Here is a 22844-nt window from a genome sequence, read left to right on the forward strand (position 1 = left end):
GCTCGCGTGCGCACTTATTGACGACGCCAGTAAACGTCGTACGCCAGGGATTCCGGCGGACGGCGGGTACGAGGCACACCACTGCAGCGCTCTACCGGAAGGCCGTAGCTCGGCCTCGACCACGTCGACCTGTACCTGATCCACGGGCCGACGCCCGCGCACGACCTGTACCCGGAGAGCCGGCGCGCCCTGGAGAAGCCGGCCGCCGACGGCCGGACCCGCGCGGCCGGGGTCTCCAACTTCCAGCCCGCCCACCTGCGCCGGCTGCTGGACACGGGCACGCTCGTCCCGGCGGTCGACCAGAAGCCGAGGACATGGACGCCATCGCCGCCCTGGACCGGGGCATGCGCACCGGCCCCGACCCCGACACCCTCAACTGACCCGGTTCACCGGTCAGCGTCCGCGGCGATAGGTGCTGCCGTCCCTGGGCCGGACCAACAGCCCCGCCACGACGAGATAGCGGCGCAGGGCGGAGCAGTCCTCGTGGACGGTGAGGAGCGCCTCGTTCACCTCGCGCTCCGTGTACGAGCGCTCCCGCTCGAACAGCGTGTCGGCGAGGTGCACGAGCAGCTGCTCCCGCCGGGCCTCCCTGCGCGGGATCGCGACCAGGCGGCCGTGCGAGAAGAGCGCTTCGACCCGGTGGGTCCGAGGGGCCTGCGACGGCGGCGTGAGGGTCTCTTGTTCAGCGGGCATGGGCGGAAGCGTCGCAGCCGTCCGGAGGAGGGGCAACGCCTTTTCGGCGCTGCCCCTCCTCGCGTTGACAGACCCGCAACCCCCGGGTTCTGATGGGTACGTGCAGCGTGACGTCGGCCAAAGAGATCTGGGCCGGCCGACGGTCAAGCCAGCACCTTCTTCCCAGGGATGACGCCGTGAGTCCACTCATCGCCCCCTGACTCTGAGCACCTCAGCCTCCGAACGCCTCGCCGCGGGCACACACTCGCGACGGCGGGCCTTCGCCACCCGCTTTCCTTCCGGGAGACCCAGAACCTCCATGTCCCATGCCTTCCAGCAGTCCGTCATCACCGAGTTCCGCGCCAACGCGGGGAAGGTCGGCGCCCCCTTCGAGGGCGCCGATCTCCTGCTGCTCACCACCACCGGAGCCCGCTCCGGAAAGCCGCACACCACACCACTGGGATACGTACGCGACGGCCGTTCGCTGCTCGTCGTCGGCTCCAACCTCGGCGCACCGCTCCACCCCGACTGGTACCGCAATCTCCTCGCCCGTCCCACCGTGCGGGTCGAGGTGGGGGACGAGGAGTTCGACTCCCTCGCCGTACCGGCCGAAGGGGCGCGGCGCGACGAACTCTTCGCCCGGGTCGTCGCCGAAGCGCCCGGGTACGCCGACTACCAGGACGCGACGGACCGGCTGCTGCCGGTCGTGGTCCTGGAACGGCCCGGGCCCGACGTGACGGCCCCCGCGATCACCTCGCTCGCCGACAAGCTGGTGGAGGTGCACACCTGGCTGCGCGGCCAACTGCGCCACGTGCACAACGAGACGGAGGCGCACTTCGCCGCGCGGGCCGCACACCCGGGCGGGGGCGAGGCGCCCGCCCCCGGTCTCGGGCTCCAGATCCGGCAGCGCTGCCTGGCGTTCTGCCAGGCCCTGGAGTTCCACCACACGGCCGAGGGCGGCCACATGTTCCCGACGATGGAGGGCTACCACCCCGAGCTGGGGCACGTCTTCGACCGGCTGCGGGAGGAGCACCGGAGCATCGGGGCCGTCCAGTCGGCGCTCGCGGCCCTGCTGGCCGACGTCGCCGTCGCGGAGCCGGACCGCTTCCGCGCCGAACTGGCCCGGATGACCGAGGAGCTGACCGCCCACCTCGACTACGAGGAGGAGCACATCCTGCCCCTGCTGGCGGGTGTGCCCTGGCCCCCGGCACCGCCCGCCTCCTGAGCCGTCGGGTGGCTCAGTCCTCCGGGAGGAGCTTCCTCGACTCCAGGTAGGTGCGCGCGACGTCCTCGGGCAGCCTGCGCCAGCTGTCGACCTGCTCGTTCATCGAGGCCAGGTCGGCGGTGGTCAGCACGGTGTTGAGCCGGTCGAGGGCGTCGCGCACCCCGGTGCTCCCGGCGCGTGCGCGGTTGACGACGGGGACGACGTAGTCGGCGTTCTGGAGGTTCTTGTCGTCCTCCAGCAGGACGAGGCCGAACTGGTCCAGGGTGGCGTCGGTCGTGGTGGTCAGGACCATCTGGTCCTGACCGGTCTGCACCGCCTGCTTGGCCTGGGTGGTGCCGACGCCCTTCGGGTCGACGGCGACGACGTCGATGCCGTACGTCCTGCGCAGGCCGGGGGCGCAGTACGGCCGCTGGACACACTCGTCGCCCGCCGCCAGCCGTACGGGCAGCTTCGCGGCGCCGACGTCGCTGAGGGTCCTCAGTCCGTGTTCCTTCGCGTACGCGGCGGTGACGGCGAAGGCGTTCTGGTCGACGGCCCGGCCGGGGGCGAGCACGGTGAGTCCGCGCGGGGCGGCGAGCGAGCGCAGCTCCTTCATGGTGGTGGCGAGGTCGGGCGATCCGACCGGGGGCGCGTCGGCCCCGTTGGCCTTGGCGTTCAGCCAGTCGGCGAAGGTCGCCGCGTACTCCGCCACCACGTCGATCTGGCCGTTCTCCAGGGCCGGTTCGTAGATCTCGCGATTGGTCACGGAGATGATGTCGGCGGAGTACCCGGCGTGCTCCAGGAGCAGCGCGTACAGCTGGGCCAGCAGGTCGCTCTCGGTGAAGCCGGCCGATCCGACGGTGAGGTGCTCGCTGTCGCCGGGCGGTGCGGTGACCTCGCCCTGGTTCTCCAGCGCCGGGCCGGCGGTGCAGGCCGTGGCGGCGAGGAGGACCAGCGCCGCCAGGGCCCGGCGGGCGCGGCTCATGCGGCCTCCCGGTCGCGCCGGGGGGCGAGACGCTGCCCCGCCTCGAAGAGGCTTTCGACGAGGAGCGCGAAGGCAGCCACGAGGATCGCCCCCGCCACCACCTGCGGGGTGGAGGCGAGGTTGAAGCCCGCGGTGATGATCCGGCCCAGTCCCCCGCCGCCGGCCAGCGCCGCGATCGTCGCGGTGGCCACCAGCTGGACGGCGGCGATCCGCACGCCGGTGAGGATCAGCGGGAGGGCGAGCGGCAGCTCCACACCCAGGAGCAGCTGGCGGCCGGTCATGCCCATGCCCCGGGCGGCCCGGACGACGTCCCGGTCGACCTCGCGCATCCCGACGTAGGCGTTGGTGAGGAGCGGTGGCACGGCGAAGAGCACGAGCGCGATGACCGTCGACCACTGCCCGTGTGTCCCGATGGGGGTGAGCAGCAGCAGGACCAGTACGGCGAAGGTGGGCACGGCCCGGCCGACGTTGGAAAGGTTGACGGCGAGCGCGCCGCCCTTGCCGAGGTGGCCCAGGACGAGGGCGACGGGCAGCGCGATCAGGCAGCTGATGAGCAGACAGACGACGGTGAGGTAGAGGTGTTCGCCGAGCCGGTTCCCGACGCCGTCGGGGCCGGACCAGTGGGCGGCGGTGGTGAGCCAGGACCAGGTGTCGGAGAGGGTGTTCACGTCCGCGCCCCCCTGCCGGGTGTGTTCACGCCCGCCTCCGGGTCCAGGGTGTCAGCAGCCGTCCCGCTCCCAGGAGCAGCAGGTCCGCGGCGACGGCGATGACGACGCACAGGACGGAGGCGGTGAGCACCTGGGCCTTGAAGTAGGTGTTCATGCCGGAGTAGATGAGGTTGCCGAGTCCCCCGTGGCCGACGATCGCCCCGATGGTGACCAGGGAGACCGCGGATACGGTGGCGATGCGCAGCCCGGCCATCGCGGCGGGCAGGGCGAGCGGGAGCTCCACGGCGATGAGCAGACGCAGCGGCCCGTAGCCCATGCCGCGTGCGGCCTGCCGGGTCTCCTCGGGGACGGCTCGGAGCCCGGCCAGGATGTTGCGGACGAGCAGCGTCAGGGAGTAGAGGACGAGCCCCGCGATCACCAGCGCGGCCGAGAGTCCGTACAGCGGCAGCAGCAGGGAGAACATCGCGAGCGACGGGATCGTGTACAGGACCGTCGTGAGGCCCAGCACCGGGCCGGCCGCCCAGCGCCACCGGCGGGCGGCCACCGCCAGGGGGACGGCGAGCAGGAGCGCGATGGCCACCGAGGCGGCCGTCAGCTGGAGGTGTTGCAGCACCGCGTCCATGAGGATCTCGCGGCGACTGGAGAGGTAGGCCCCGCAGATCCACTCGTTGCGGGCGAGGCAGTCGTCCGGGGGCGCCATCACCCGTCCATTCGAGCGCGGCAGCCGTTCCGTCGCGCGTCGGGGGCCGCCGTTCGAGGGGTTTGAGCGAGTGCTCAACCCTCTCTGGTAGCGTCCTGGCCAACGGAGAGGGTTGAGCACTCGCTCAAACCCCTCGTGACCGCCCCGGGGGCACACATGGGCCTGTACGTAGAGGCGTTGATCCGCACGGATCCGGAGCGCCTGTGGCAGCGGACGCAGGAGCCCGCCCAGCATCAGCGGTGGGATCTGCGCTTCACCGAGATCAGCCACCTGCCCGGTCCGGCGGGTCCGGCCCAGCGGTTCCGGTACGCGACCCGGGTACTGCCCTTCCTGACCGTCGCGGGGACCGGGACGAGCGCGGGCGAGCGGCGGCGGGCGGACGGCGAGCGGTTCTCGGCCCTGCGCTTCGCCTCCTCGGAGTGGTGGTCGCCGCTGGCCGAGGGCAGCGGGTACTGGCGTTACGTTCCCACCGCCGACGGCATCCGTTTTCTGACCGGCTACGACTACCGGACCCGCTGGGGCCGCTTCGGCGCGGTCGCGGACCGGTTGGTGTTCCGGCCGCTGATGGGCTGGGCGACCGCCTCGTCCTTCGACCGGCTGCGGCTGTGGTGCGAGCGCGACGTCAGCCCGGCCCGGTCGCTGGCGTACGCCCTGGCGGAGGTCCTGGTACGGGCCCTCGCCGTGGCGGCCGCCCTCCCCTTCGGCCCGGCGGCCGTGCTGCCGGCCGCCCTGGCCTCGCTGTTGGTACCCCCGTCGCCCCGTACGCCCGCCGCCCGCCGCTGCCTGCGCAGACCGCCCGGCCGTCCCGCCGTCGCCCCGTCCCTCCTCGCCCGCCTGGAGCGCCCGTGACCTCGATCTTCGCCCGTGCGATGGGAGACGACTTCGAGCGGCTCCACCCCCAGCTGCGACGGCGCTTCTCGGTCGGCCTGGAGAGCGGGGAGGCATGCGTCGGGCGCGGTTCCATGGACCGGATCTGGCACGGCCGGGCCTTCGTGAAGCCGTTCCTCGCGCTCGGCGCCACACGCAACATCCTGGTGCCGAGGACCGGCCGCGACGTCCCGTTCACCATCGAGAACGTGCCGTACACCGACGCCCACGGCCGGGAGACCGTGACCTTCGTCCGGACGTTCGCCCTGCCGGGCGGTCCGCGCCGCTTCGACGCCACGATGGTGCACAGCCCCGAGCGGTCCTGCGTGCTGGACTACCTCGGCACCCACCAGCACCTCGCCACCGACCTGCGGCTCACCGCGGAGCCCGACGGTTCCCTGCTCATCCGCTCCGGGGAGCACCGCTTCCGCGAGGGGCCCGTCGACGTGCGGGTCCCCCGGCTGATCGGGGGTGACGCCGAGGTCCGCGAGTCCTTCGACGACGCCACGGGCCGCTTCCGCATCCGGGTCGCGGTGACCAACCGCCGCTTCGGCCCGCTGTTCGGGTACGAGGGAACGTTCCGCGCCCGCTATGTCGACGCCCTGCGCCACGGCGTACGGGCGGGCCTGCGCCCGGTCCGCGAGGAGGCGCGGGCGTGACGGGGAGCGCGGCGGGGACGGACAGGACGGACACCCGGACGAAGCTTCTTCAGGGCGCGCTGCGCACCCTCGCCGAACAGGGGATCGCCAGGACGTCGGCCCGCTCGGTGGCGGCCTCCGCCGGGGTCAACCAGGCGCTGGTCTTCTACCACTTCGGCTCGGTCGACGAGCTGCTGGCGGCGGCCTGCCGGTACGGCGCGGAGCAGCGGGTGGCCCGTCACCGCGACCGGCTCGCCGCCGTCACCACCCTCGCCGAGCTGCTGAAGTGCGGGCGCGAGCTGCACGAGGAGGAGCGGGCCGGCGGCCATGTCGCCTTTCTCGGGCAGGTGCTCGCGGGAGCGCAGACCCACCCCCGGCTGGCGCCCGCGACCGCTGCCGGGCTCGACCTGTGGACCGCCGAGATCGAGGAGGTCCTCACCCGGATCCTGGCGGACTCGCCGCTGGGCGAGTTCACCGACCCGGCGGGCCTGGCACGCGCTGTGACGGGGTCGTTCGTGGGCCTGGAGCTGTACGAGGGCGTCGACCCCGCGGGGGCCGGGCGCGCCTTCGACGCGTTGGAGCAGCTCGCCGAACTGGCCGGGGTGCTGGACGAGCTCGGCCCGGTGGCGCGGCGGGCGGTGCGCCACCGGTTGCGGCGCACGGGGAGAACGTAGACGGTGACGCGCGGCGGGAATGCGGAACGACCTGGGCTTCCCGAGCAACCCTCCTCGCCGGGCGGTCGTCTTGATCCATGACAGGACGGTGCGCCGCGTGTGACGCGTGGCGCCCAACCCCCACAAGATCCGGGCCTGCACGACCGCCGGACTATACCTCCCGCGTATACACGGAAGGTATAGTCCGGCGCGCTGCGGGCCCGGCACCGCGCGGAAGGCCCCCATGCAGACCAAGGCACTGGCGCCCGAGTACCAGGGAGCACTCACCAAGATGTCGGTGAACGCCTCCCTCACCGACGTACTGGCCGAAGGCGTACGCCACTTGAGGCAGGCCGAGCTCTCCGGATCGCAGGAGGAGGTGGCGCGCTCGGGCCTCGCCGTGGCCGAGGCGCACCGCAGGCTGGGGCAGGTCGCGGAGGCCGACCGGGCCTGGAAGGCCAGCTATCGGGCCGCGCGGACGGCCGGGAACACCGGGGCGATGGCGTGGGCGCTGTGGAGCGGGGGCACGCTGGCACGCCAACGCGGTTCGCTGCGCCTCGCGTTCAGGCTGCTCGGTCTCGCCGCGGAGCTGGGGAAGCGCGGCGGGGACGTGGTCGCCCGGGGCTATTCGCTGGCCGGCCTCGCCGAGACCGGACGGATCCAGGGCGACTACGCGACCGTCGCGACGCTGCACGAACAGCTGCTGGCCGAGGCCCGCGCCCGGGGCGAGGCCCGGCACACCGTCTGGGCGCTGGAGGGCATCGCGCAGATCCACCGCAACACCGGTTCGCTGGAGACCGCGTTGGAGATGTTCGAGGAGGCGGCCGTCCTGTCGGGCGACGCGGACGACCGGCGCGGCCGGGCCTGGGCCCTGCGCGGCATCGCCGACATCGTCTCCCTCCGGGACGGGGCGACCGGGCGCGCACTCGACCTGCTCTCCGAGGCCGAGACGACCTGCCGCGAGATGAACCTCTCCAGCGCCCTGGCGTACAACCACAAGATGCGGGCCAACGTGCTCTTCCGCGCCGGGCGGTACGAGGAGGCGCGCGAGGTCTACGAGCAGGCGCTCGGCGAGTTCCGCGCGATGGACGAGCCGCGGGGCGAGGCGCTGGCCTCCCTCGGCCTGGTCAAGGCGCGGGCCAGGCTCGGCCGGGACCGCGGGGCCACCGCCGCCGAGCTGGACGAACTGCGCGGCAGGCTGAGCCGGATCGGGCTGCTGAACGCCCAGGAGATGGTCGAGAAGGCGTACGCCGAACTCGGCGTGGAACCGGCCTCCGCGAGCGAGAGGGACGGCCGCCGATGACGCTCTCCACGACCAGCCGGGCGAGCGCACCGCAGATACTGGACCGCTGCCGCGAACTGGTGCGCCCGGCCCTCGTGGAGTCGGTGGGGCGGCTGCACCCCTGGCACGCGGAGACAGCGGCCTTCTCGCTGGGCTGGAGCGGGACCGGCGGCGAGCCGGCGCCCGGATCGCAGGGCAAGGGGGTCCGCCAGGCGCTCGCGGTGCTCGGCGCGGAGGCCGCGGGCGGGAGCGGGGCGGACGCGGTGCTCGGCGCGGTGGCCGTCGAGCTGATCCACACCTTCTCGCTGATCCACGACGACATCATGGACGGGGACGAGACCCGTCGTCGTCGGCCGACGCTGTGGAAGGCGTACGGCACGGGCCCGGCGGTCCTCGCGGGGGACGCGCTGTTCGCGCTGGCCGTCTCCACGCTGGCGGAGGCTCCCGGGCCGGGCGGCGCGGCGGCGGTCCGGCAACTGGCGGGCGCGCTGGGCGATCTGGTGAGCGGTCAGGCGCAGGACCTGCTGTTCGAGTCCCGGCCGTGGACCGGGCCGGGGGCGGTCCTGCCGCACGAGTACCGGTCGATGGCGACCCAGAAGACGGGTTCCCTGCTCGGATGCGCCGCTGCCCTGGGCGCGGTGCTGGCCGGCGCCCCGGCGAGCACCGTCCAGGCGCTGGACCAGGCGGGGCGGCATGTGGGGGTGGCGTTCCAGGCGGTGGACGACCTGCTCGGGATCTGGGGCGATCCGCAGGTGACCGGCAAGCCGGTGCACAGCGACCTGCGGCGGCTCAAGAAGACGTACCCGGTGCTCGCGGCTCTCTCCGCCGATCACCCGGCGGCCCGGCGTCTCGACGCGCTGCTCACCTCCGCCGGGCCGCTCGACGACCCGACCGCGCGCCGTGCGGCCGAGCTGATCGACGAGGCAGGGGGGCGGCGGGCCGCGGTCGCCGAGGCGCACGAGCACCTGGCGGCGGCCCGCGCCTGTCTGGACCGGGTTCCGCTGGCGGAGGGCGCGCGCGGCGATCTGCTCACGCTGATCCCGTACCTCGTGGACCGCACCGGCTGACCCGTGGCCGCCCGCCGGAAATCGGCGGGCGGCCACGGTCCCGCGTACGGCACGATGGGCCCGGGCATGCCTTCGCCCACGCACCCGCACCCGCACCCGCACCCGCACCCGCCACGACGACGTGAGGACTCCACGGCGTGACTACTCTTCCCGCTCCCGTCACCGCGCTGCTCGTCGTCGACGTCCAGTCGGCGTTCGTCGCGGGGGACGCGGCCGTGCCCGACGCGCCCCGGCTGCTGGACCGGGTGACGGATCTGATCGGGCGGGCCCGGGAGGCCGGGGCGCTCGTCGTCCACCTCCAGAACGACGGCCCGGCCGGACAGCCCGACGAACCGGGGACGCCCGGGTGGGAGCTGCACCTGCCCGTGCGCACCGGGCCGGCCGAGACCGTGGTCCGCAAGAGCGAGGACGACGGCTTCGACGAGACGTCGCTGGAGGCCGAGCTGCGAGCGGCGGGCGTCCGGGCGCTCGCCGTCTGCGGGGTGATGTCGGAGATGTGCGTGCTCGCCACCGCCCGCCGGGCCCTGGAGCTGGGCTACCGGGTCGTCCTGCCCCATGACGCCCACGCCACGTACGACATCCCGGCCGCGCCGGACATCAGTGACGTGGTGCCGGCGGCCATGGCGTCACGGGTGGCCGAATGGGCTCTGGGCGACGAGGTGGAAATTGTGGCGCGCGCCGTGACCGTCTCTTTCGCCACCGCGTCCGCCACCACGAGAACGGCCTGGCCGGCCGATAGATGGTGCCGCCATCCGGTGCGGCGATCGGCGCAGTACGGCATGCCGGAAAACGGCTGAAGATATAAGCGGCCGGATAGGTCGGGATACGTACGGATCACCTCCGCCGTTCCGTACGAGGACTCTCGGTAAGCCCTTTCACCTGCTGCCCGTGAAGGGCCGACGGTCAGGCGTCGATCTGCTGCGCGACCACCCGAACGGCTCTCCTTCCCGCGTCATCCCCCTGTGATCGTATGAGCGAGTCACGCGCACGATTTCGCCACAACTCTGCCAAAGTGCACTTCGGCTTAGACCCCCCAATCGCCGGTGGGCTTACTCACCGGATTGAGCGAAGAGAGCCGTCGTGCTGCACATGCGTCGTACTGAAGAAAGCCAATTGACGGTCCTTCATTTGGTTCAGCCCGTGGACGGCGGAGTGGCCCGGGTCGTCACCGATCTCGTCAGGGCCCAGGCCGGGTCCGGGCTGCGCCCCGTGGTGGCCTGCCCGCCCGGCAGCCCGCTGGCCCTCGGGGCGGCGGCCGCGGGCGCCGAGGTCCATGGCTGGTCCGTCACCCGTGCCCCCGGGCCCCGGCTGGCCGGTGAGGTGGCCGCCGCGCGCCGGATCGTCCGCGTGAGCCGCCCGCACGTGGTGCACGCCCACAGCGCCAAGGCGGGACTGGCCGGCCGGATCGCGGTACGCGGCCGGATCCCCACCGTGTTCCAGCCGCACGCCTGGTCGTTCGAGGCGGTCGGCGGGCGCACCGCGGAACTCGCGCTCGGCTGGGAACGGTTCGGCGCGCGCTGGGCCGATCACATCCTGTGCGTCAGCGAGTCCGAACGCCGCACCGGACAGGAGGCGGGCATCGCCGCCCGCTGGTCGGTCATCCACAACGGCATCGACCTCGAACGTTTCCGTCCCGGCGAAAGCAAGGACCGTGCGGAGGCCCGCGCCTCGCTGCCCTTACTGGAGAGCGTCGGCGCGGACGCCCCGCTGGTCGTCTGCGTCGGCCGGCTGACCCGGCAGAAGGGGCAGGACGTACTGCTGCGGGCCTGGCGCCGGATGCCGGCGGCCGGGGCCCGTCTGGTGCTGGTGGGGGACGGGCCCGACCGGGACGGACTGGAGGCGTCGGCCCCGCCGGGCGTGCTGTTCACCGGAGCCTGCGAGGACGTGCGGCCGTATATCCACGCGGCGGACGTCCTGGTGCTGCCCTCCCGCTGGGAGGGCATGGCACTGGCCCCGCTGGAGGCCATGGCCTGCGGGCGCCCCGTCGTGATGACCGACGTGAACGGGGCGCGGGAGAGCCTGCCGCCCGGCCATGAGGATCACTGTCTGGTGCCTCCGGAGGATCCGGCGGCACTGGCCGCGGCGCTGACCGCCCTGCTCGCCGACCGGGAGTTGTGCGATGTGCTGTCCCGCCGGGCCCTGCGCCACACCCGTGCGGCCTTCGACGTCCGACGGACCGCGGGGGCCGTTGCCGGTCTCTACCAGGAACTGGTCGGCGTGTCCGGCCTTACGAGGAAGCGCACCGAGCGATGACGATGGAGAGTGCACCGGTTCCCGGCGCTGGTCAGGCAACAGCCGTGCAGGCTTACACGGTTCATCCGCCGCGAAGAAGCGGCGGCGGTGCGCAGACGCGGCCCGGCAAGCGCCGGTCCGTCCGGTACGGCCGTCTCGCGCCGCTCCTGTGTGTGGACGCCCTGGCCCCGGCCGTGACGTTCGCCCTGGTCGTCCCGGTCCCGTGGCCCTGGATGCTGGTGGCCGTCCAGGCGGTGGCGCAGGTGCTGCTCTTCGCCCGGCGCGGCCTGCACCGGATGCGCCTGTCCCCCTCGGTCCTCTCCGAACTCCCCGCCCTGCTCGGCCTCACCCTCCTCCAGTGGTACGTGACGATGGAGGTGCTGGCCGCCTGGGCGCCGCAACAGGCGATCGGCTGGACGGTGCTGGCGTACGGGGCCGCCACGCAGACCGCGCTGACCTGCGCGGGACGCGCGTCCGTGTACCGGGCGCGGCGGTGGGCCGCGGTCCGCCGCCCGCTGTCCGCGCTGGTCGTGGGTCAGGGGCCGCTGGCCCGTCAGGTGACGGCCGCCCTGTACGACCACCCCGCCTACGGACTGCGGCCGGTCGGTCTGGTCGCGCCCCCGGCATCCGGGGACGAGAAGCAGCCGACGGGCTCCGGCCCCGTGCCGCTGCCGGTCCTGGCCACGCCCCAGGAGGTGCGGCGGGCCGTCGTCCAGAACAGCGTGCGGCACGCGGTGTTCACGGCCCCGCCCGAGTCCACCCCGGACGGCGCCGCTCTCTTCGCTCTGCTCACCGGTCACGACTGCCGGGTGTGGCTGGCCAGCGGTCCCGGCGCCGTCGCGGGGCCCCCGGCGGAAGGCCGCCCCGATCATCTGTGGGGTTTCACCGTCCAGCCGCTGAACGACGGGACGAACCGTCCTCTCGGCCACGGGGCGAAGCGGGCGATGGACGCCGTCCTGGCCGCGGTCGGGCTGTTGCTGGCGGCCCCGGTGATGGCGGTCTGTGCCCTGGGCGTGCGGCTCTCCGACGGGCCTGGCGTGATCTTCCGTCAGGAACGCGTCGGCCGGCACGGACGCCCCTTCGTCCTGCTGAAGTTCCGTACGCTGCGGCCCGCGGACGTCCAGGAGTCGGCCACCCGCTGGAACGTCGCGTCCGACGGGCGGATGAGCCGCGTGGGCCGCGTGCTGCGCCGGACCTCCCTCGATGAGTTGCCGCAGCTGTGGAACGTCCTGCGGGGCGATATGAGCATGGTCGGCCCGCGCCCCGAACGCCCCTTCTTCGTGGCGCAGTTCAGCCGTGTCCATCCCGGCTATCAGGCCCGCCACCGGATGCCCGTGGGCATCACGGGTCTGGCCCAGGTGAACGGGTTGCGCGGCGACACCTCGATCGAGGAGCGCGCCCGCTTCGACAACCGCTACATCGAGACCTGGTCGCTGTGGCAGGACGCGTGCGTGCTCGCGCGGACCGCGGGTTCCCTGTTCCGGCTCGGAGGCAGCTGATCATGGCCGCTGTGCTCAGCCCGCCCGCGCCGTCGACGGCGGCCGGACCCCGCGCCTTCTCCCGCCCCCCGTGGGGTGGTTGGCGGAGCCGTTGGCCGTTGCTGCCGCTGGTCGCGACCGTCCTGCTGCCCGCTCTGCCCTCCGGGGCCTCCGGTGGGGGCGGCCCGGCCGACGTGGCGTCCGGCCTCGCGGTGCTGGTGTGCGTGGGGCGGCTGCTGTATCTGCGGCAGCGTCCGCTGAGCGCCACCGCCGCGCTGGTCCTGGGCCTGCCCGCCGTGGGCTTCGCGGTGGCCACGGTCACCGCGGCGGACCCGGCGGCGGCCCTGCCGGGGCTGGTCCGCCATCTCCAGGTCTTCGTCCTCGTACCGATCGCCGTGTACCTGCTGCTCCGGGACGCCCACGGGTTCCGGATCGTCGCCGGCTCGCTCGTCCTCCTGGCGGTCGCGCAGGGCGTCACGGGCGTCCATCAGTACGTCACCGGAACCGGCGCCTCCTACATGGGCGAGGACGTCCGGGCGGTCGGCACGTTCGGGCCCAGCGACATCATGGGGATGGCGACCGTCGTCGCCTACGGGCTGCTCGCCGCCGCGGCCTGTGCCCTGCGTACGCCACGGAGCGCCCCGGTCTGGCTGCGGCCGTGCGCCGCCGTCCTGGCCGTGGCGCTGATCGTGCCCCTGACGCTGTCGTTCAGCCGGGGCGTGTGGATCGCCACGGTCGTCGCGGTCCTCGTCGCCCTGACGCTGACCGGGCGGCGCCAGGCCTGGACGTCGCTGGCCGTGCTGGGCGCGGCCGGGGTGGTCCTGGTCGGCGGGTTCGGCGTCGGCTCCGAGATGATCGCGGACCGGGCCGCCAGCGTGACCCGGGTGACCAGCACTCCGGACCGGTCGGTCAGCGACCGCTACGCGATGTGGAGCGCGGCCGGCGCGATGTGGCGGGAGCGGCCGGCCGCCGGGTTCGGCCTCAAGGGCTTCCCCGCACACCGTGACGGACACGCCTCCATCGGGCTCTCCTCCGGCAGCGACACGGCCGGGGCCGGCCAGGACTTCCGCCGGCAGGCGCTCCTCTCCCCGCACAACATGTATCTCCTCGTCCTCAGCGAGCAGGGCCTCATCGGTCTGACCGCGCTCGTCGGCAGTTGGGCGGCGATCCTGGTCGGCGCGGTCCGCAGACTGTACGTCGCCCGCTCGCGCGGACACGCTGCCCTTGACTGCGGGCTGGCGGCGGTGGCCCTGATGACCTGGCAGAGCGTCAACTTCCTGTACGCGGACATCGGCGGGCCCACCACGGTGCTGAGCGGGGTCGTGCTGGGGCTGGCCGCCTGGTGGGCGCTGGCCGGGCCGGACCGGGTGAGCGCCGCATGAGCGACACCGGCACGGGGACGGAGGCCGAGGCGCGTCCGGCGGGCGCGGCGGCCCCGCCGCTGCTCCCGGCCCCGGGAGGAGGAGCCGAAGGGTGCCTCTCCCCCGGCGTCGCGCCCGGGACGGCCGACGGCGAGGCGCCCCGGCTCGGAGCCTTCCTCGCCCGCGCGGCGGCGGCCACGGCGGTGCTGACCGTGGTGGGAGCCGTCCTCGGTCTGGTGCGGGACCAGGCCATCGCCCGGTACTTCGGGGCGAGCGACGCGAGTGACGCCTTCCTGATCGCCTGGACCGTGCCCGAGATGGCGGCGACGCTGCTGATCGAGGACGGGATGGCGCTCCTCCTGGTCCCCGCGTTCAGTCTCGCCCTGACCCGGCGGGCGGCGGCCGGGGAAGCCCCCGGATACGACCCCGTACGGGATCTGGTGGCGGCCACGCTCCCCCGCCTGTTCCTCCTGCTCTCCGGCGGCGCGGCGCTGCTGATCGCGGGCGCCCCGTGGGTCGTGGGCGTGCTGGCCCCGGGCCTCGCCGATCCGCGGCTCGCCGTGGACTGCACGCGGCTGACCGCGGTCACCGTCCTCACCTTCGGGGTCACCGGCTACTTCAGCGCCGCGCTGCGCGCGCACCGCAGCTTCCTGCCGCCCGCCGGGGTCTATGTCGCGTACAACCTCGGCATCATCGGGATGACGCTGGCCCTGCACGCGACGTGGGGGGTACGGGCGGCCGCGGTGGGGGTCGCGGTCGGCAGTGTGCTGATGATCCTGACCCAACTGCCCATGTTCCTGCGGCTGGTACCGCTCGCGCGGCCCCGGCTGCCGAGGTTCCGGCGGAGTCGGCGCGCGGCGCGGACCGCTCCGCTGCTGAGCTTCGCGGTGCTGGCCCCGGTGGTCCTGTTCGTGGTGAGCCGTCAGTCCCAGGTGCTGGTGGAGCGGTTCCTGGCCTCCACGCTGCCGGCGGGCGCGATCTCGCATCTGAACTACGCGCAGAAGGTCGCGCAGCTGCCGATGGTGCTGTCGCTGATGATCTGCACGGTGACCTTCCCGGTGGTCGCGCAGGCCATGGCCGCGGGGGACCGGGAGAAGGCCCGGCTGCGCGTCGAGCGGGACCTGGCGCTCGCCGGGATGGTGGTGCTGCTCGGCACGGCGGTCGTCCTCGGCTACGCGCCCCGGATCATCGAGGTCCTCTTCCAGCGCGGCGCGTTCGACGCCGCCGACACCGCGTCCACCGCCCAGGTGATGCGGGTGTACGCGCTGGGGCTGCTCGGCCACTGTCTGGTCGGCGCGCTGAGCCGCCCGTTCTTCTCGTCCGGGCGGCCCACCTGGTTCCCGGCGTTCGCCATGGGCACCGGGCTGCTGGTCACGATGGGGGCCGGGTACGCCCTGACGTACCGCTTCGGCGTGGACGGCATCGCGACCGCCAACGCGATCGGGATCAGCACGACGGCGCTGCTGCTCCTCATGGGCCTCGGCACCCGGGTGGTGCCGATCCGGACGCGGGACGTGGCGCTCTCGCTGGGCCGGCTCACCGGGGCGTCGCTGGCGGCGGGCGTGGCCGGCTGGGCCTGCGCTCCCCTGGTCCCCGATCCGGTGCTCAGTCTGGCCGCCGGGTGTCTTCTCGTCCCCGCCGTGTTCTTCCTGACCGGGCTCGCCCTGCGCTCGCCCGAGGTCGTCTCCCTGCTGGCACTCACCCGACGGAGGTTCCTTGATGGCCGCTGAATCCTCGGCACACCGCGCCGACGCTCCCTCGTCCCGGCTCCGCCCGCACACCCACACCCGCCGTCGGCCGTGGATCCTCACGTACCACTCGGTGACGGACCCGAGCGACGATCCGTACGGCATCACCGTCTCCCCCGACCGCCTCGACGAGCAGCTGTCCTGGCTGCGCGGCCGGCGGCTGACGGGGGTGGGGGTGTCCGAGCTGCTGCGGGCGGGGGACGCGGGGCGGCGCGGCCTGGTCGGGCTGACCTTCGACGACGGGTACGCGGACTTCCTCGACGAGGCGCTGCCGGTGCTGCGCAAGCACGGCTTCCGGGCGACGGTCTTCGTCCTCCCGGGCCGGCCGGGTGGCGTCAACGAGTGGGATCCGCTCGGCCCGCGCAAGCCGCTGCTCACCCACGACGACGTCCGGCGGGTCGCCGCGGTGGGCATGGAGGTCGGCTCGCACGGTCTGTACCACCAGGACCTGACGGCCCTTCCGGACGAGGAGCTGCGCCGGGAGACCACCCGCAGCCGGGAGCTGATCGGCGATCTCACCGGGTCGCTCCCGGAGGGCTTCTGCTACCCGTACGGCATCCTCGACCGCCGGGTCACCGAGGCCGCGCGCTCGGCGGGCTACGGCTACGCGTGCGCGCTGGCTCCAGGCCCGCTGCTCAGCCGGTTCGCGCTGCCCCGCACCCACATCAGCCAGGCGGACCGGGGGGTACGCCTGTGGGCGAAGGACCTGCGGCACGGGCTGCGGCAGGTGGCGGCGCCCGGTGCTGCCTCCCGGGCCACCGGGCCGGTGCGGACGGGCGGCCCCCGGTGAGGGCGCTGCACGTCATCACCGGGCTCGGGGTCGGCGGCGCCGAGCGGCAGTTGCGGCTGCTGCTGCGGCATCTGCCGGTGGAGTGCGATGTCGTGACGCTCACCAACCCGGGGGCGGTGGCCGAGGAGCTGCGGTCCGACGGCATCCGGGTGACCCACCTCGGGATGCGCGGCAACCGGGACCTCACCGCCGTCGGAAGGCTGGCCCGGCTGATCCGCGACGGCCGCTACGACGTGGTCCACACCCATCTGTACCGGGCCTGTGTGTACGGCAGGATCGCGGCCCGGCTCGCCGGGACCCGGGCCACCGTCGCGACCGAGCACTCCCTGGGGCGGGCCGAGATCGAGGGCCGCCCCCTCACCCGCCCCGTCCGCGCCCTCTACCTCGCGACCGAACGCCTCGGGGCGGCGACCGTCGCCGTCTCCTCCACCGTGGCCGGCCGGCTGCGGGACTGGGGGGTGCCGGCCGACCGGATCCGGCTGGTGCCGAACGGCATCGACGCGGACCGGTTCCGCTTCGACGCGGGACGTCGGGCATCCGTGCGGGCGGAACTGGGCGTCCCCGAAGGGGCGTTCGTCGTCGGCGGGGTCGGTCGGCTGGTGCCGGGCAAGCGGTTCGACGTGCTGATCCGCGCGGTCGCCGCGCTTCCGGAGGCCCGCCTACTGCTGGCCGGGGACGGTCCGGAGGCCGGGGCGCTGCGGGCGCTGGCCCTGCGCCTGGGGGCCGTGGACCGGATCCGGTTCCTCGGGGAGTGCGACGAGCACGGGGACGGTCCGGTTCCGGGGGTGCCGGCGCTGCTGAGCGCCCTGGACGCCTTCGTCTCCACGTCCCGCGAGGAGTCCTTCGGGCTCGCCGCCGTGGAAGCGCTCGCCGCCGGACTGCCCGTGCTCCACGACGCCTGCCCGGCCATCGACGACCTGCCCGCCGCCCATGCCCCGGGCGCCACCCGGATCGCCGGGAGCCCCGAGGAGCTGACGGCCCGGCTGCGGCAGCGGATACAGGCCGGAGCGGACCGGCGGCCGCCGCCCCGGGCCGTCGGCCATTACGACATCAGGCGCAGCAGCGAGCGCCTGATGGACGTGTACGCGTACGCCCTCGACACCGCCCCACCGAACCGGAGAGCCCTTTCATGACCGACTCACCCGAGCAGCAGCGCCGACATGTCGTCGTCCGTCGGCTGCGCACCGCTCTCGCCCGGCTGCCGCACTGGTGGCCGCTGCCCGTCTCCGTACTGATCGGCACCGCGTCCGGGCTCTCGTACAGTGCGCTCGCCGCGGACCGGTACGAGGCCACCAGTTATGCGATGGCGGTCGCCGAGGGGGAGACGGACCCCTCGGCGGCCCTGGGGTACGCCCAGTCGTACGGGCGGCTGACGACGAGCGACGCGACGCTCTCGTACGCCCGGGGCGCGGCCGGCGAACCGGTGCGTGAGCTGCGGTCCCACGTCCGGTCGGAGACCTCTCCCGACTCGCCGATGATCGCGGTGACGGGCACGTCCGAGGACCGGCACAGGGCGGCCGACATCGCCAACGCGGTCATCGAGGCCGTCATCGTGAGCAGCGGCCATGTCTCCAAGGACACCGGGGTGAGGCTGATCAAGTTCACCCACGCGATGACGCCGGACCAGCCGGTCTCGCCGTCCGTGCCGCTGGGCGCCGCCGTGGGGGCCGCGACGGGCGGGCTGCTGGGCGGCCTCGTGCTGCTGGTCCGGCCGCGCCGGGCGGGCCGGACCTTCCCGGCGCAGGTTCCCGCACCGACGGCCGGGGGCGGCAACGTCGCCCAGGACGACCGGGAGCTCGTCCGATGACGGGGCGCCGGGCGGGCGGCCTCTCCGTGACCCTGTGCCGGGACTTCGGGGAGTTCGGCGCGCTCGCCGGGGAGTGGGACGCGCTGCACAGCCGCTGCGCCACCGCGACCCCGTTCCAGAGCCACGCCTGGCTGCACTCGTGGTGGATCTCCTACGGTCAGGAGGGCCGGCTGCGGGTACTGCTGGTCCGCCGGGGGGGACGGCTGATCGGGGCGGCGCCGCTGATGCTGGTGCACCGTCCGATGCCACTGCTCGTCCCGATGGGCGGGGCGATCTCCGACTTCTTCGACATCCTTCTGGACGAGGAGGAGGCCGGTTACGCGGTGGGGGCGCTGGGGCGCGGTCTGGACCGGGCGGCCCGGCACACCGTGGTTGACCTGCGGGAGGTCAGGCCCGACGCGTCGGCGCAGTTGCTGTTCGGGCGGTGGGCCGGGGCCCGGAGCCGGCTCACGGACTCGACGTGCATGGAGCTGCCGGCCGAGCCGCTGGGCGACGCCGTGGCACGGCTGACGGGCTCGCGGGGCCAGCGGCTGCGTTCCAAGCTGCGCAAGGTCGACGCCCTGGGCGTCGAGGCGCGCCGGATCCCGCGGGACGGGGTGCCCGCCGCGATCGGCACGCTGCTGCGGCTGCACGAGCGGCAGTGGGAGGGCCGGGCGGTCAACCCCGAACATCTCCGGGCGCGGTTCTCGGACCATCTGATCCGGTCGGTGGGGCGGATGGTGGGAGACGGTACGGCGGCCATGACCGAGTTCCGGCTGAACGGCGAGGTGGTGGCGTCCAACCTGTCGTTGCAGTCCGGACGGCTGACGGGCGGCTATCTGTACGGTGCGGACCCGGCGCTGCGCGAGCGGAAGGTCGATGTGTCGACGTTGCTGCTGCGCGAGGTCGCCCAGCAGGCCTCGGACGGCGGGCGCGCGGTGCTGAGCCTGCTGCGCGGTGCGGAGAGCTACAAGAACCACTGGGGGCCGGTGCCGGTGGTCAACCAGCGGCTGCTGCTGGCGCGGCCGGGCCTGGAGCCGCTGCTGCGGCTGCGCGAGTCGCAGGTGGCGGTACGGGAGCGGGCGGTGGAGACCGTGAAGGCCCGGTTCCCGGCGGCGCGGGACTGGCACGAGCGGTTGACGGGGCTGCCGGTGATCGGGCGCTGACGGGCCGGGCGTACGCCGACCGCTGACGGGCCGGGCGTACGCCGACCGCTGACGGGCCGGGCGTACGCCGGACAGGGGCGTCGGAGATATCACCTATGCGCTGATCCGTTACCGTCCGGCCTCTCCCGCGTTGTCAGGGGGTGCGGGCCTCGCGTCCGCAGCACACCCCCTATCTGTTCTAGGAGTTCCGAATGTCTCGTATGACGAAGGTCGCCGCAGTCATGGCCGGCACCGGCGCCCTGATCGCCGGCGGCGCCGGCATGGCGTCCGCGGACGCCGGCGCGCAGGGCCTCGCCGCCGCCTCCCCCGGCGTCGGCTCGGGCAACGTGGTCCAGGTCCCCGTGCACGTGCCGGTGAACCTCTGCGGCAACACGATCAACGTGATCGGCCTGCTGAACCCGGCCTTCGGCAACACCTGCGTCAACGCCGACGGCGGCCACCACGACAAGGGCGGCTACGGCTACGGCCGCTGATCTCCCGTAGTACCGGAACGGCCGGTTCCCTCCTCGCGGAGGGGGCCGGCCGTTCCTCCGTCCGGGCTCAGGCGTAGCGGTAGAGCTTGCCGTGGTCGAGGAGTTTCCTCGGGGGCACGCCCCAGGGGGGCATCGCGTCGTCGCGGCCGAAGACGTAGTCGCGGTCCGGACCCGGCGACGCGGGCTTGCGGCCCGGCAGGTAGACGGAGTTCGGGTGGGCCTTGCGCCACCGGTCCCACAGCAGGTCGATGAAGGAGTGGTGGAGCCAGAAGACCGGGTCCTCGGGGGAGGCCGCGCCCGCCATCGGGCCGCCGACCCACTGGTGGACCCGGTTGTGGAGGCCCACCCCGCGCACGCCCCGGATCCCCCACCCCTCGATGCGGTTGCGGAAGCCCTCGGCGCAGACGCTGTTCCAGGGCTCGGTGTCGTAGACGGGGTCCTTGAGCGCCCGCGCCAGGTCGTTCCCGGTGGGGAGGGAGACCGGGTCGCGGCCGGGTCTGCCGAAGTTGCGGGTGAGGTAGTGCTCGTCGGTGACGCCCCTGCCGACGCTCCAGTTGCCCGTACCGTAGGCGAACGCCCCGGTGGTGACCTGCCGGTCGCCCTGTCTGCCGTTGCCTCCGAGGAAGTCCTCCGCCCAGAGCGACGAGGTCGGCTTGTCGTCCTGGGTCCAGTCCCAGTACGGGACGCTGACGCCCTCGTCCACGCCCTGGAGCGCCTTCTCGAACTCCAGCAGGTACTGGCGGTGCCAGGGGAAGAACGAGGACGTCATGTGCGCCGGGCGCGGCCGCCGCTCGGTGTCCATGACGTAGTACTCCCGGTGCATGACGACGAAGTCGTCGTAGCGGCCCGAGCGCTTCAGTTTCAGGATCGCGTCGACGAGCCGGCGCTTCTCGGTGCGCGTGAGGTCGCGCTGGTTCTTGCGGGTGTACACCGGTGCTGGTCCTCCTGGTTCACATGCGGTGCGCGGCGGGGTGCGCGAGTTGGGCGGCTCCGAGCTCGTCGACGGCGGCACGGGCCGCCTCCAGCAGCGTCGGGTACGACTCGTAGTGCCGGACGTCGCTCAGATAGGTGCCGTCCGCCCGCCTCATGACGTGCAGGGGCCTGCCGTCGATGCGGATCTCGGGGCCCGGTTCGGCGGCGATCGCGACCCGGTCGTCGTCCGTGGCGCCGGCGGGGACGACGACGGTCGCCGTCGCCCGGATCTCCCTGCCCCGGTACGTCTCGGCGAACTCCTCCGCCGCGGGTGCGGGGCGGGATCCGGTGCCGGATGCGGGTGCCCGGGGCACGGGCCGGACCGCGGCGGCCCGCTCACGGCCGATCAGCGGGAGCAGGGCGCCCGCAGTGCCCGTGACCACTGCGGCGGTGAAGGCTCCGCGCAGGACGATCCGGCGGGAGGGAACGCGGGTGCCGCCCGGTTTCGCGGGGGTGGGGCTCATGGGATGACTGCCTGCCTCTCGTTGACTCGCCTCGTCGACTCGTGACTGGCTCACTCGTCCGAGGTGCTTCTGATGGCGATGTTGACAACGAGGCGGTGGCGAAACAGTTCTCGTGCGTGCGGCGTACGGCGCACAGTCGCCGGCTCCGTTCCGTCAAACGCGTGAGGGTGCGGGCTCATCGGGAGCGACGGGCCGCGTCGATGAGGCTCCTCGCGGCCGGCGGGCCTGACCATGGCCTGGCGAACCGTGGAGGTGATGGGCATGACCGTTCCGTATCAGTCGTCCGGGGACCGTGTACTGCGCGCGGCGGACGTCGATCTGGCCGACCCGGCCTTCTGGCGGCTGCCCCGCCCCATAAGGCTCAGGGCCTTCGCCCTGCTGCGGGAGCTGGACGCGCCGGTCCTGTTCACTCCGCGGGCCGGTGCCGCGCGCACCGCCGGGAAGCCTTTCCACGCCCTGGTGCGCCATGCGGACGTGCGGACCGCGAGCCGCACGCCCCAGGTGTTCGCGAGCGCTCCGGGGGTCACCACCCCGGAGCCGGCCGGCTGGGCGAAGGCGCTGTTCGGGAACTCGATGGTCAACATGGACGGGCCCGAGCACGCGGCGCTGCGCCGCATCGTCTCGCGGCGGTTCACTCCCCGGTTGCTGGCGGACGTCGAGGAGAACGTCGGCCGGCTCGCCGGGCGGCTGGTGGACGAGCTGATCGCCGAGCGCCCCCGGGACTTCATGCCGTCGGCGGCCTCGCGGCTGCCGCTGGAGGTGATCTGCGACCTGATGGGCATCCCGGAGGCGTACCGGGCGCGGATCGCGGAGCAGATCGACCACGCCTCGGAGCACGTCGGCGTCGAGCGCCGGGGCCGGGCCCGGCTGCGGATTCCCGGCCGCGGGCTGGCGTCGCTGGCCCGGATGCGGTTCGTCATGGGGCGGCTCGCCCGGGAGCGGCGCCGTCACCCCGGGGACGACCTCGTCTCGGCGCTCGTCAGCGCGGACATCGACGGCGAGGCGCTGTCCGGCCGGCAACTCGGGGCCTTCTTCTCGCTGCTGCTGGTGGCGGGGGTGGAGACGACCCGCAACGCCATCGCGCACGGGCTGTTCCTGCTCGACCGGCATCCGGAGCAGCGGGAGCTGCTGCGGTCCGACTTCGACCGGTACATCGGCGGCGCCGTCGACGAGATCGTGCGGCATTCGACACCGATCATCCAGTTCCGCAGGACTGTCACCGCGGAATGCGACCTGAGCGGCCGTACGTTTCTCCCGGGGGAGAAAGTCGCCCTCATTTACGCGTCGGCCAATCGCGACGGGACGGTTTTCACCCAGCCGGATCGCTTCGACATCACCCGGTCGCCCAATCCCCATCTGGGATACGGCGGCGGGGGGCCGCACCACTGCCTGGGAGCGCACCTGGCGCGGGTCGAAATGGCGGCACTCTTCCGGGAACTGATCGCCCGTCGTCCCGTCATGCGCAATCTGGGAGATCCGGACCTGGTCGACTCGAATTTCGACAACCGCGTCGGCTCGCTGCCCTTCACGTTCGGCCCCACATTCACCTGAACGGCACGTACGCAACGCCGAATACGATAAATGGGCTCCTGCACATGCCCCCGGTGAACGATGATGCGACTCTCTCCCTATCAGGCC

The 22844-nt window shown here is 73.5% G+C and carries 23 protein-coding genes and 1 pseudogene; 18 read left to right on the plus strand and 6 right to left on the minus strand.

The genetic code is table 11. The annotated features are described in order from the left end of the window. Positions 1-108: 108 nt before the first annotated feature. Positions 109-380, plus strand: a pseudogene (locus tag AB0F29_RS15980) (aldo/keto reductase); the annotation flags it as partial. 13 nt (positions 381-393) lie between these two features. Here AB0F29_RS15980 and AB0F29_RS15985 read toward each other — a convergent pair. Continuing rightward, positions 394-693, minus strand: a complete 300-nt coding sequence (locus AB0F29_RS15985; RefSeq protein ID WP_361872220.1) for a DUF2087 domain-containing protein — start codon at positions 691-693, stop codon at positions 394-396. A 298-nt stretch (positions 694-991) separates the two neighbouring features. On the opposite strand from AB0F29_RS15985, the gene AB0F29_RS15990 reads away from it, so the two are divergent. Further along, positions 992-1897, plus strand: coding sequence for a nitroreductase/quinone reductase family protein (locus tag AB0F29_RS15990; RefSeq protein WP_361872223.1), 906 nt, complete (start codon positions 992-994; stop codon positions 1895-1897). Between the two features lie 13 nt (positions 1898-1910). On the opposite strand, the gene AB0F29_RS15995 is transcribed toward AB0F29_RS15990, so the two are convergent. Genes AB0F29_RS15995 through AB0F29_RS16005 form a run of 3 tightly spaced genes read right to left on the minus strand, consistent with a single transcriptional unit; the run spans position 1911 to position 4232 of the window. Then, positions 1911-2861, minus strand: a complete 951-nt coding sequence (locus AB0F29_RS15995; protein ID WP_361872226.1) for an ABC transporter substrate-binding protein — start codon at positions 2859-2861, stop codon at positions 1911-1913. After that, on the minus strand, positions 2858-3529 hold the full coding sequence (locus AB0F29_RS16000) for an ABC transporter permease (RefSeq protein ID WP_361872229.1): 672 nt from the start codon (positions 3527-3529) through the stop codon (positions 2858-2860). The genes AB0F29_RS15995 and AB0F29_RS16000 overlap by 4 nt, the downstream gene beginning before the upstream one ends. Positions 3530-3554: 25 nt before the next feature. Then, complete coding sequence (locus AB0F29_RS16005) at positions 3555-4232, minus strand: ABC transporter permease (protein ID WP_361872232.1); 678 nt, start codon at positions 4230-4232, stop codon at positions 3555-3557. Positions 4233-4385: 153 nt separating this feature from the next. Between AB0F29_RS16005 and AB0F29_RS16010 the strand changes: the two genes are divergently transcribed. The 15 genes from AB0F29_RS16010 (at position 4386) to AB0F29_RS16080 (ending at position 19770) form a co-directional block, all read left to right on the plus strand. Then, positions 4386-5078: a hypothetical protein gene (locus tag AB0F29_RS16010; protein ID WP_361872234.1), complete on the plus strand. Its 693-nt coding sequence runs from the start codon at positions 4386-4388 to the stop codon at positions 5076-5078. Then, positions 5075-5755 carry a DUF4166 domain-containing protein gene (locus AB0F29_RS16015; protein ID WP_361872237.1) on the plus strand — a complete coding sequence of 227 codons (681 nt, stop codon included), beginning with the start codon at positions 5075-5077 and terminating at the stop codon, positions 5753-5755. Before AB0F29_RS16010 ends, AB0F29_RS16015 begins: the two co-directional genes overlap by 4 nt. Then, positions 5752-6408, plus strand: a complete 657-nt coding sequence (locus AB0F29_RS16020) for a TetR/AcrR family transcriptional regulator (RefSeq protein ID WP_361872239.1) — start codon at positions 5752-5754, stop codon at positions 6406-6408. The genes AB0F29_RS16015 and AB0F29_RS16020 overlap by 4 nt, the downstream gene beginning before the upstream one ends. A gap of 223 nt (positions 6409-6631) precedes the next feature. After that, positions 6632-7690 (plus strand): tetratricopeptide repeat protein, encoded by a 1059-nt coding sequence (locus AB0F29_RS16025; protein ID WP_361872242.1) that lies wholly within the window; start codon positions 6632-6634, stop codon positions 7688-7690. Further along, on the plus strand, positions 7687-8736 hold the full coding sequence (locus AB0F29_RS16030) for a polyprenyl synthetase family protein (RefSeq protein ID WP_361872245.1): 1050 nt from the start codon (positions 7687-7689) through the stop codon (positions 8734-8736). The genes AB0F29_RS16025 and AB0F29_RS16030 overlap by 4 nt, the downstream gene beginning before the upstream one ends. A 137-nt stretch (positions 8737-8873) precedes the next feature. Further along, positions 8874-9533 (plus strand): cysteine hydrolase family protein, encoded by a 660-nt coding sequence (locus AB0F29_RS16035; RefSeq protein ID WP_361872248.1) that lies wholly within the window; start codon positions 8874-8876, stop codon positions 9531-9533. A gap of 292 nt (positions 9534-9825) precedes the next feature. Next, positions 9826-10989: a glycosyltransferase gene (locus AB0F29_RS16040; RefSeq protein WP_361872251.1), complete on the plus strand. Its 1164-nt coding sequence runs from the start codon at positions 9826-9828 to the stop codon at positions 10987-10989. A gap of 152 nt (positions 10990-11141) precedes the next feature. Continuing rightward, on the plus strand, positions 11142-12467 hold the full coding sequence (locus AB0F29_RS16045; RefSeq protein WP_361872254.1) for an exopolysaccharide biosynthesis polyprenyl glycosylphosphotransferase: 1326 nt from the start codon (positions 11142-11144) through the stop codon (positions 12465-12467). Positions 12468-12469: 2 nt separating this feature from the next. Beyond that, entirely contained in the window at positions 12470-13828 is a 1359-nt protein-coding gene (locus AB0F29_RS16050; protein WP_361872257.1) for an O-antigen ligase family protein, read from the plus strand. Next, a complete protein-coding gene (locus tag AB0F29_RS16055; protein WP_361872260.1) occupies positions 13825-15537 on the plus strand; it encodes a lipid II flippase MurJ in 1713 nt (570 codons plus the stop codon). The genes AB0F29_RS16050 and AB0F29_RS16055 overlap by 4 nt, the downstream gene beginning before the upstream one ends. Beyond that, the gene (locus tag AB0F29_RS16060) at positions 15527-16345 is read left to right on the plus strand and encodes a polysaccharide deacetylase family protein (RefSeq protein WP_361872263.1); all 819 of its coding nucleotides are present in this window, start codon (positions 15527-15529) and stop codon (positions 16343-16345) included. Before AB0F29_RS16055 ends, AB0F29_RS16060 begins: the two co-directional genes overlap by 11 nt. Beyond that, positions 16342-17478, plus strand: a complete 1137-nt coding sequence (locus AB0F29_RS16065; protein WP_361872266.1) for a glycosyltransferase — start codon at positions 16342-16344, stop codon at positions 17476-17478. The genes AB0F29_RS16060 and AB0F29_RS16065 overlap by 4 nt, the downstream gene beginning before the upstream one ends. Then, positions 17475-18152 carry a lipopolysaccharide biosynthesis protein gene (locus AB0F29_RS16070; RefSeq protein WP_361872269.1) on the plus strand — a complete coding sequence of 226 codons (678 nt, stop codon included), beginning with the start codon at positions 17475-17477 and terminating at the stop codon, positions 18150-18152. Before AB0F29_RS16065 ends, AB0F29_RS16070 begins: the two co-directional genes overlap by 4 nt. Beyond that, a complete protein-coding gene (locus tag AB0F29_RS16075; RefSeq protein WP_361872272.1) occupies positions 18149-19297 on the plus strand; it encodes a GNAT family N-acetyltransferase in 1149 nt (382 codons plus the stop codon). Before AB0F29_RS16070 ends, AB0F29_RS16075 begins: the two co-directional genes overlap by 4 nt. 191 nt (positions 19298-19488) lie before the next feature. Next, positions 19489-19770, plus strand: a complete 282-nt coding sequence (locus AB0F29_RS16080) for a chaplin (RefSeq protein ID WP_026290151.1) — start codon at positions 19489-19491, stop codon at positions 19768-19770. A 67-nt stretch (positions 19771-19837) separates the two neighbouring features. Here the strand turns inward: AB0F29_RS16080 and AB0F29_RS16085 are convergent, their stop codons facing one another. Beyond that, positions 19838-20701: a tyrosinase family protein gene (locus AB0F29_RS16085; RefSeq protein WP_361872277.1), complete on the minus strand. Its 864-nt coding sequence runs from the start codon at positions 20699-20701 to the stop codon at positions 19838-19840. A 19-nt stretch (positions 20702-20720) separates the two neighbouring features. Further along, the gene (locus AB0F29_RS16090) at positions 20721-21206 is read right to left on the minus strand and encodes a tyrosinase family oxidase copper chaperone (protein WP_361872280.1); all 486 of its coding nucleotides are present in this window, start codon (positions 21204-21206) and stop codon (positions 20721-20723) included. A gap of 261 nt (positions 21207-21467) precedes the next feature. Between AB0F29_RS16090 and AB0F29_RS16095 the strand changes: the two genes are divergently transcribed. Further along, positions 21468-22757: a cytochrome P450 gene (locus AB0F29_RS16095; protein WP_361872283.1), complete on the plus strand. Its 1290-nt coding sequence runs from the start codon at positions 21468-21470 to the stop codon at positions 22755-22757. Positions 22758-22844 lie beyond the last annotated feature (87 nt).

Origin of the sequence: Streptomyces sp. NPDC026589 (assembly GCF_040638385.1) — a bacterium.
Classification (GTDB): domain Bacteria; phylum Actinomycetota; class Actinomycetes; order Streptomycetales; family Streptomycetaceae; genus Streptomyces.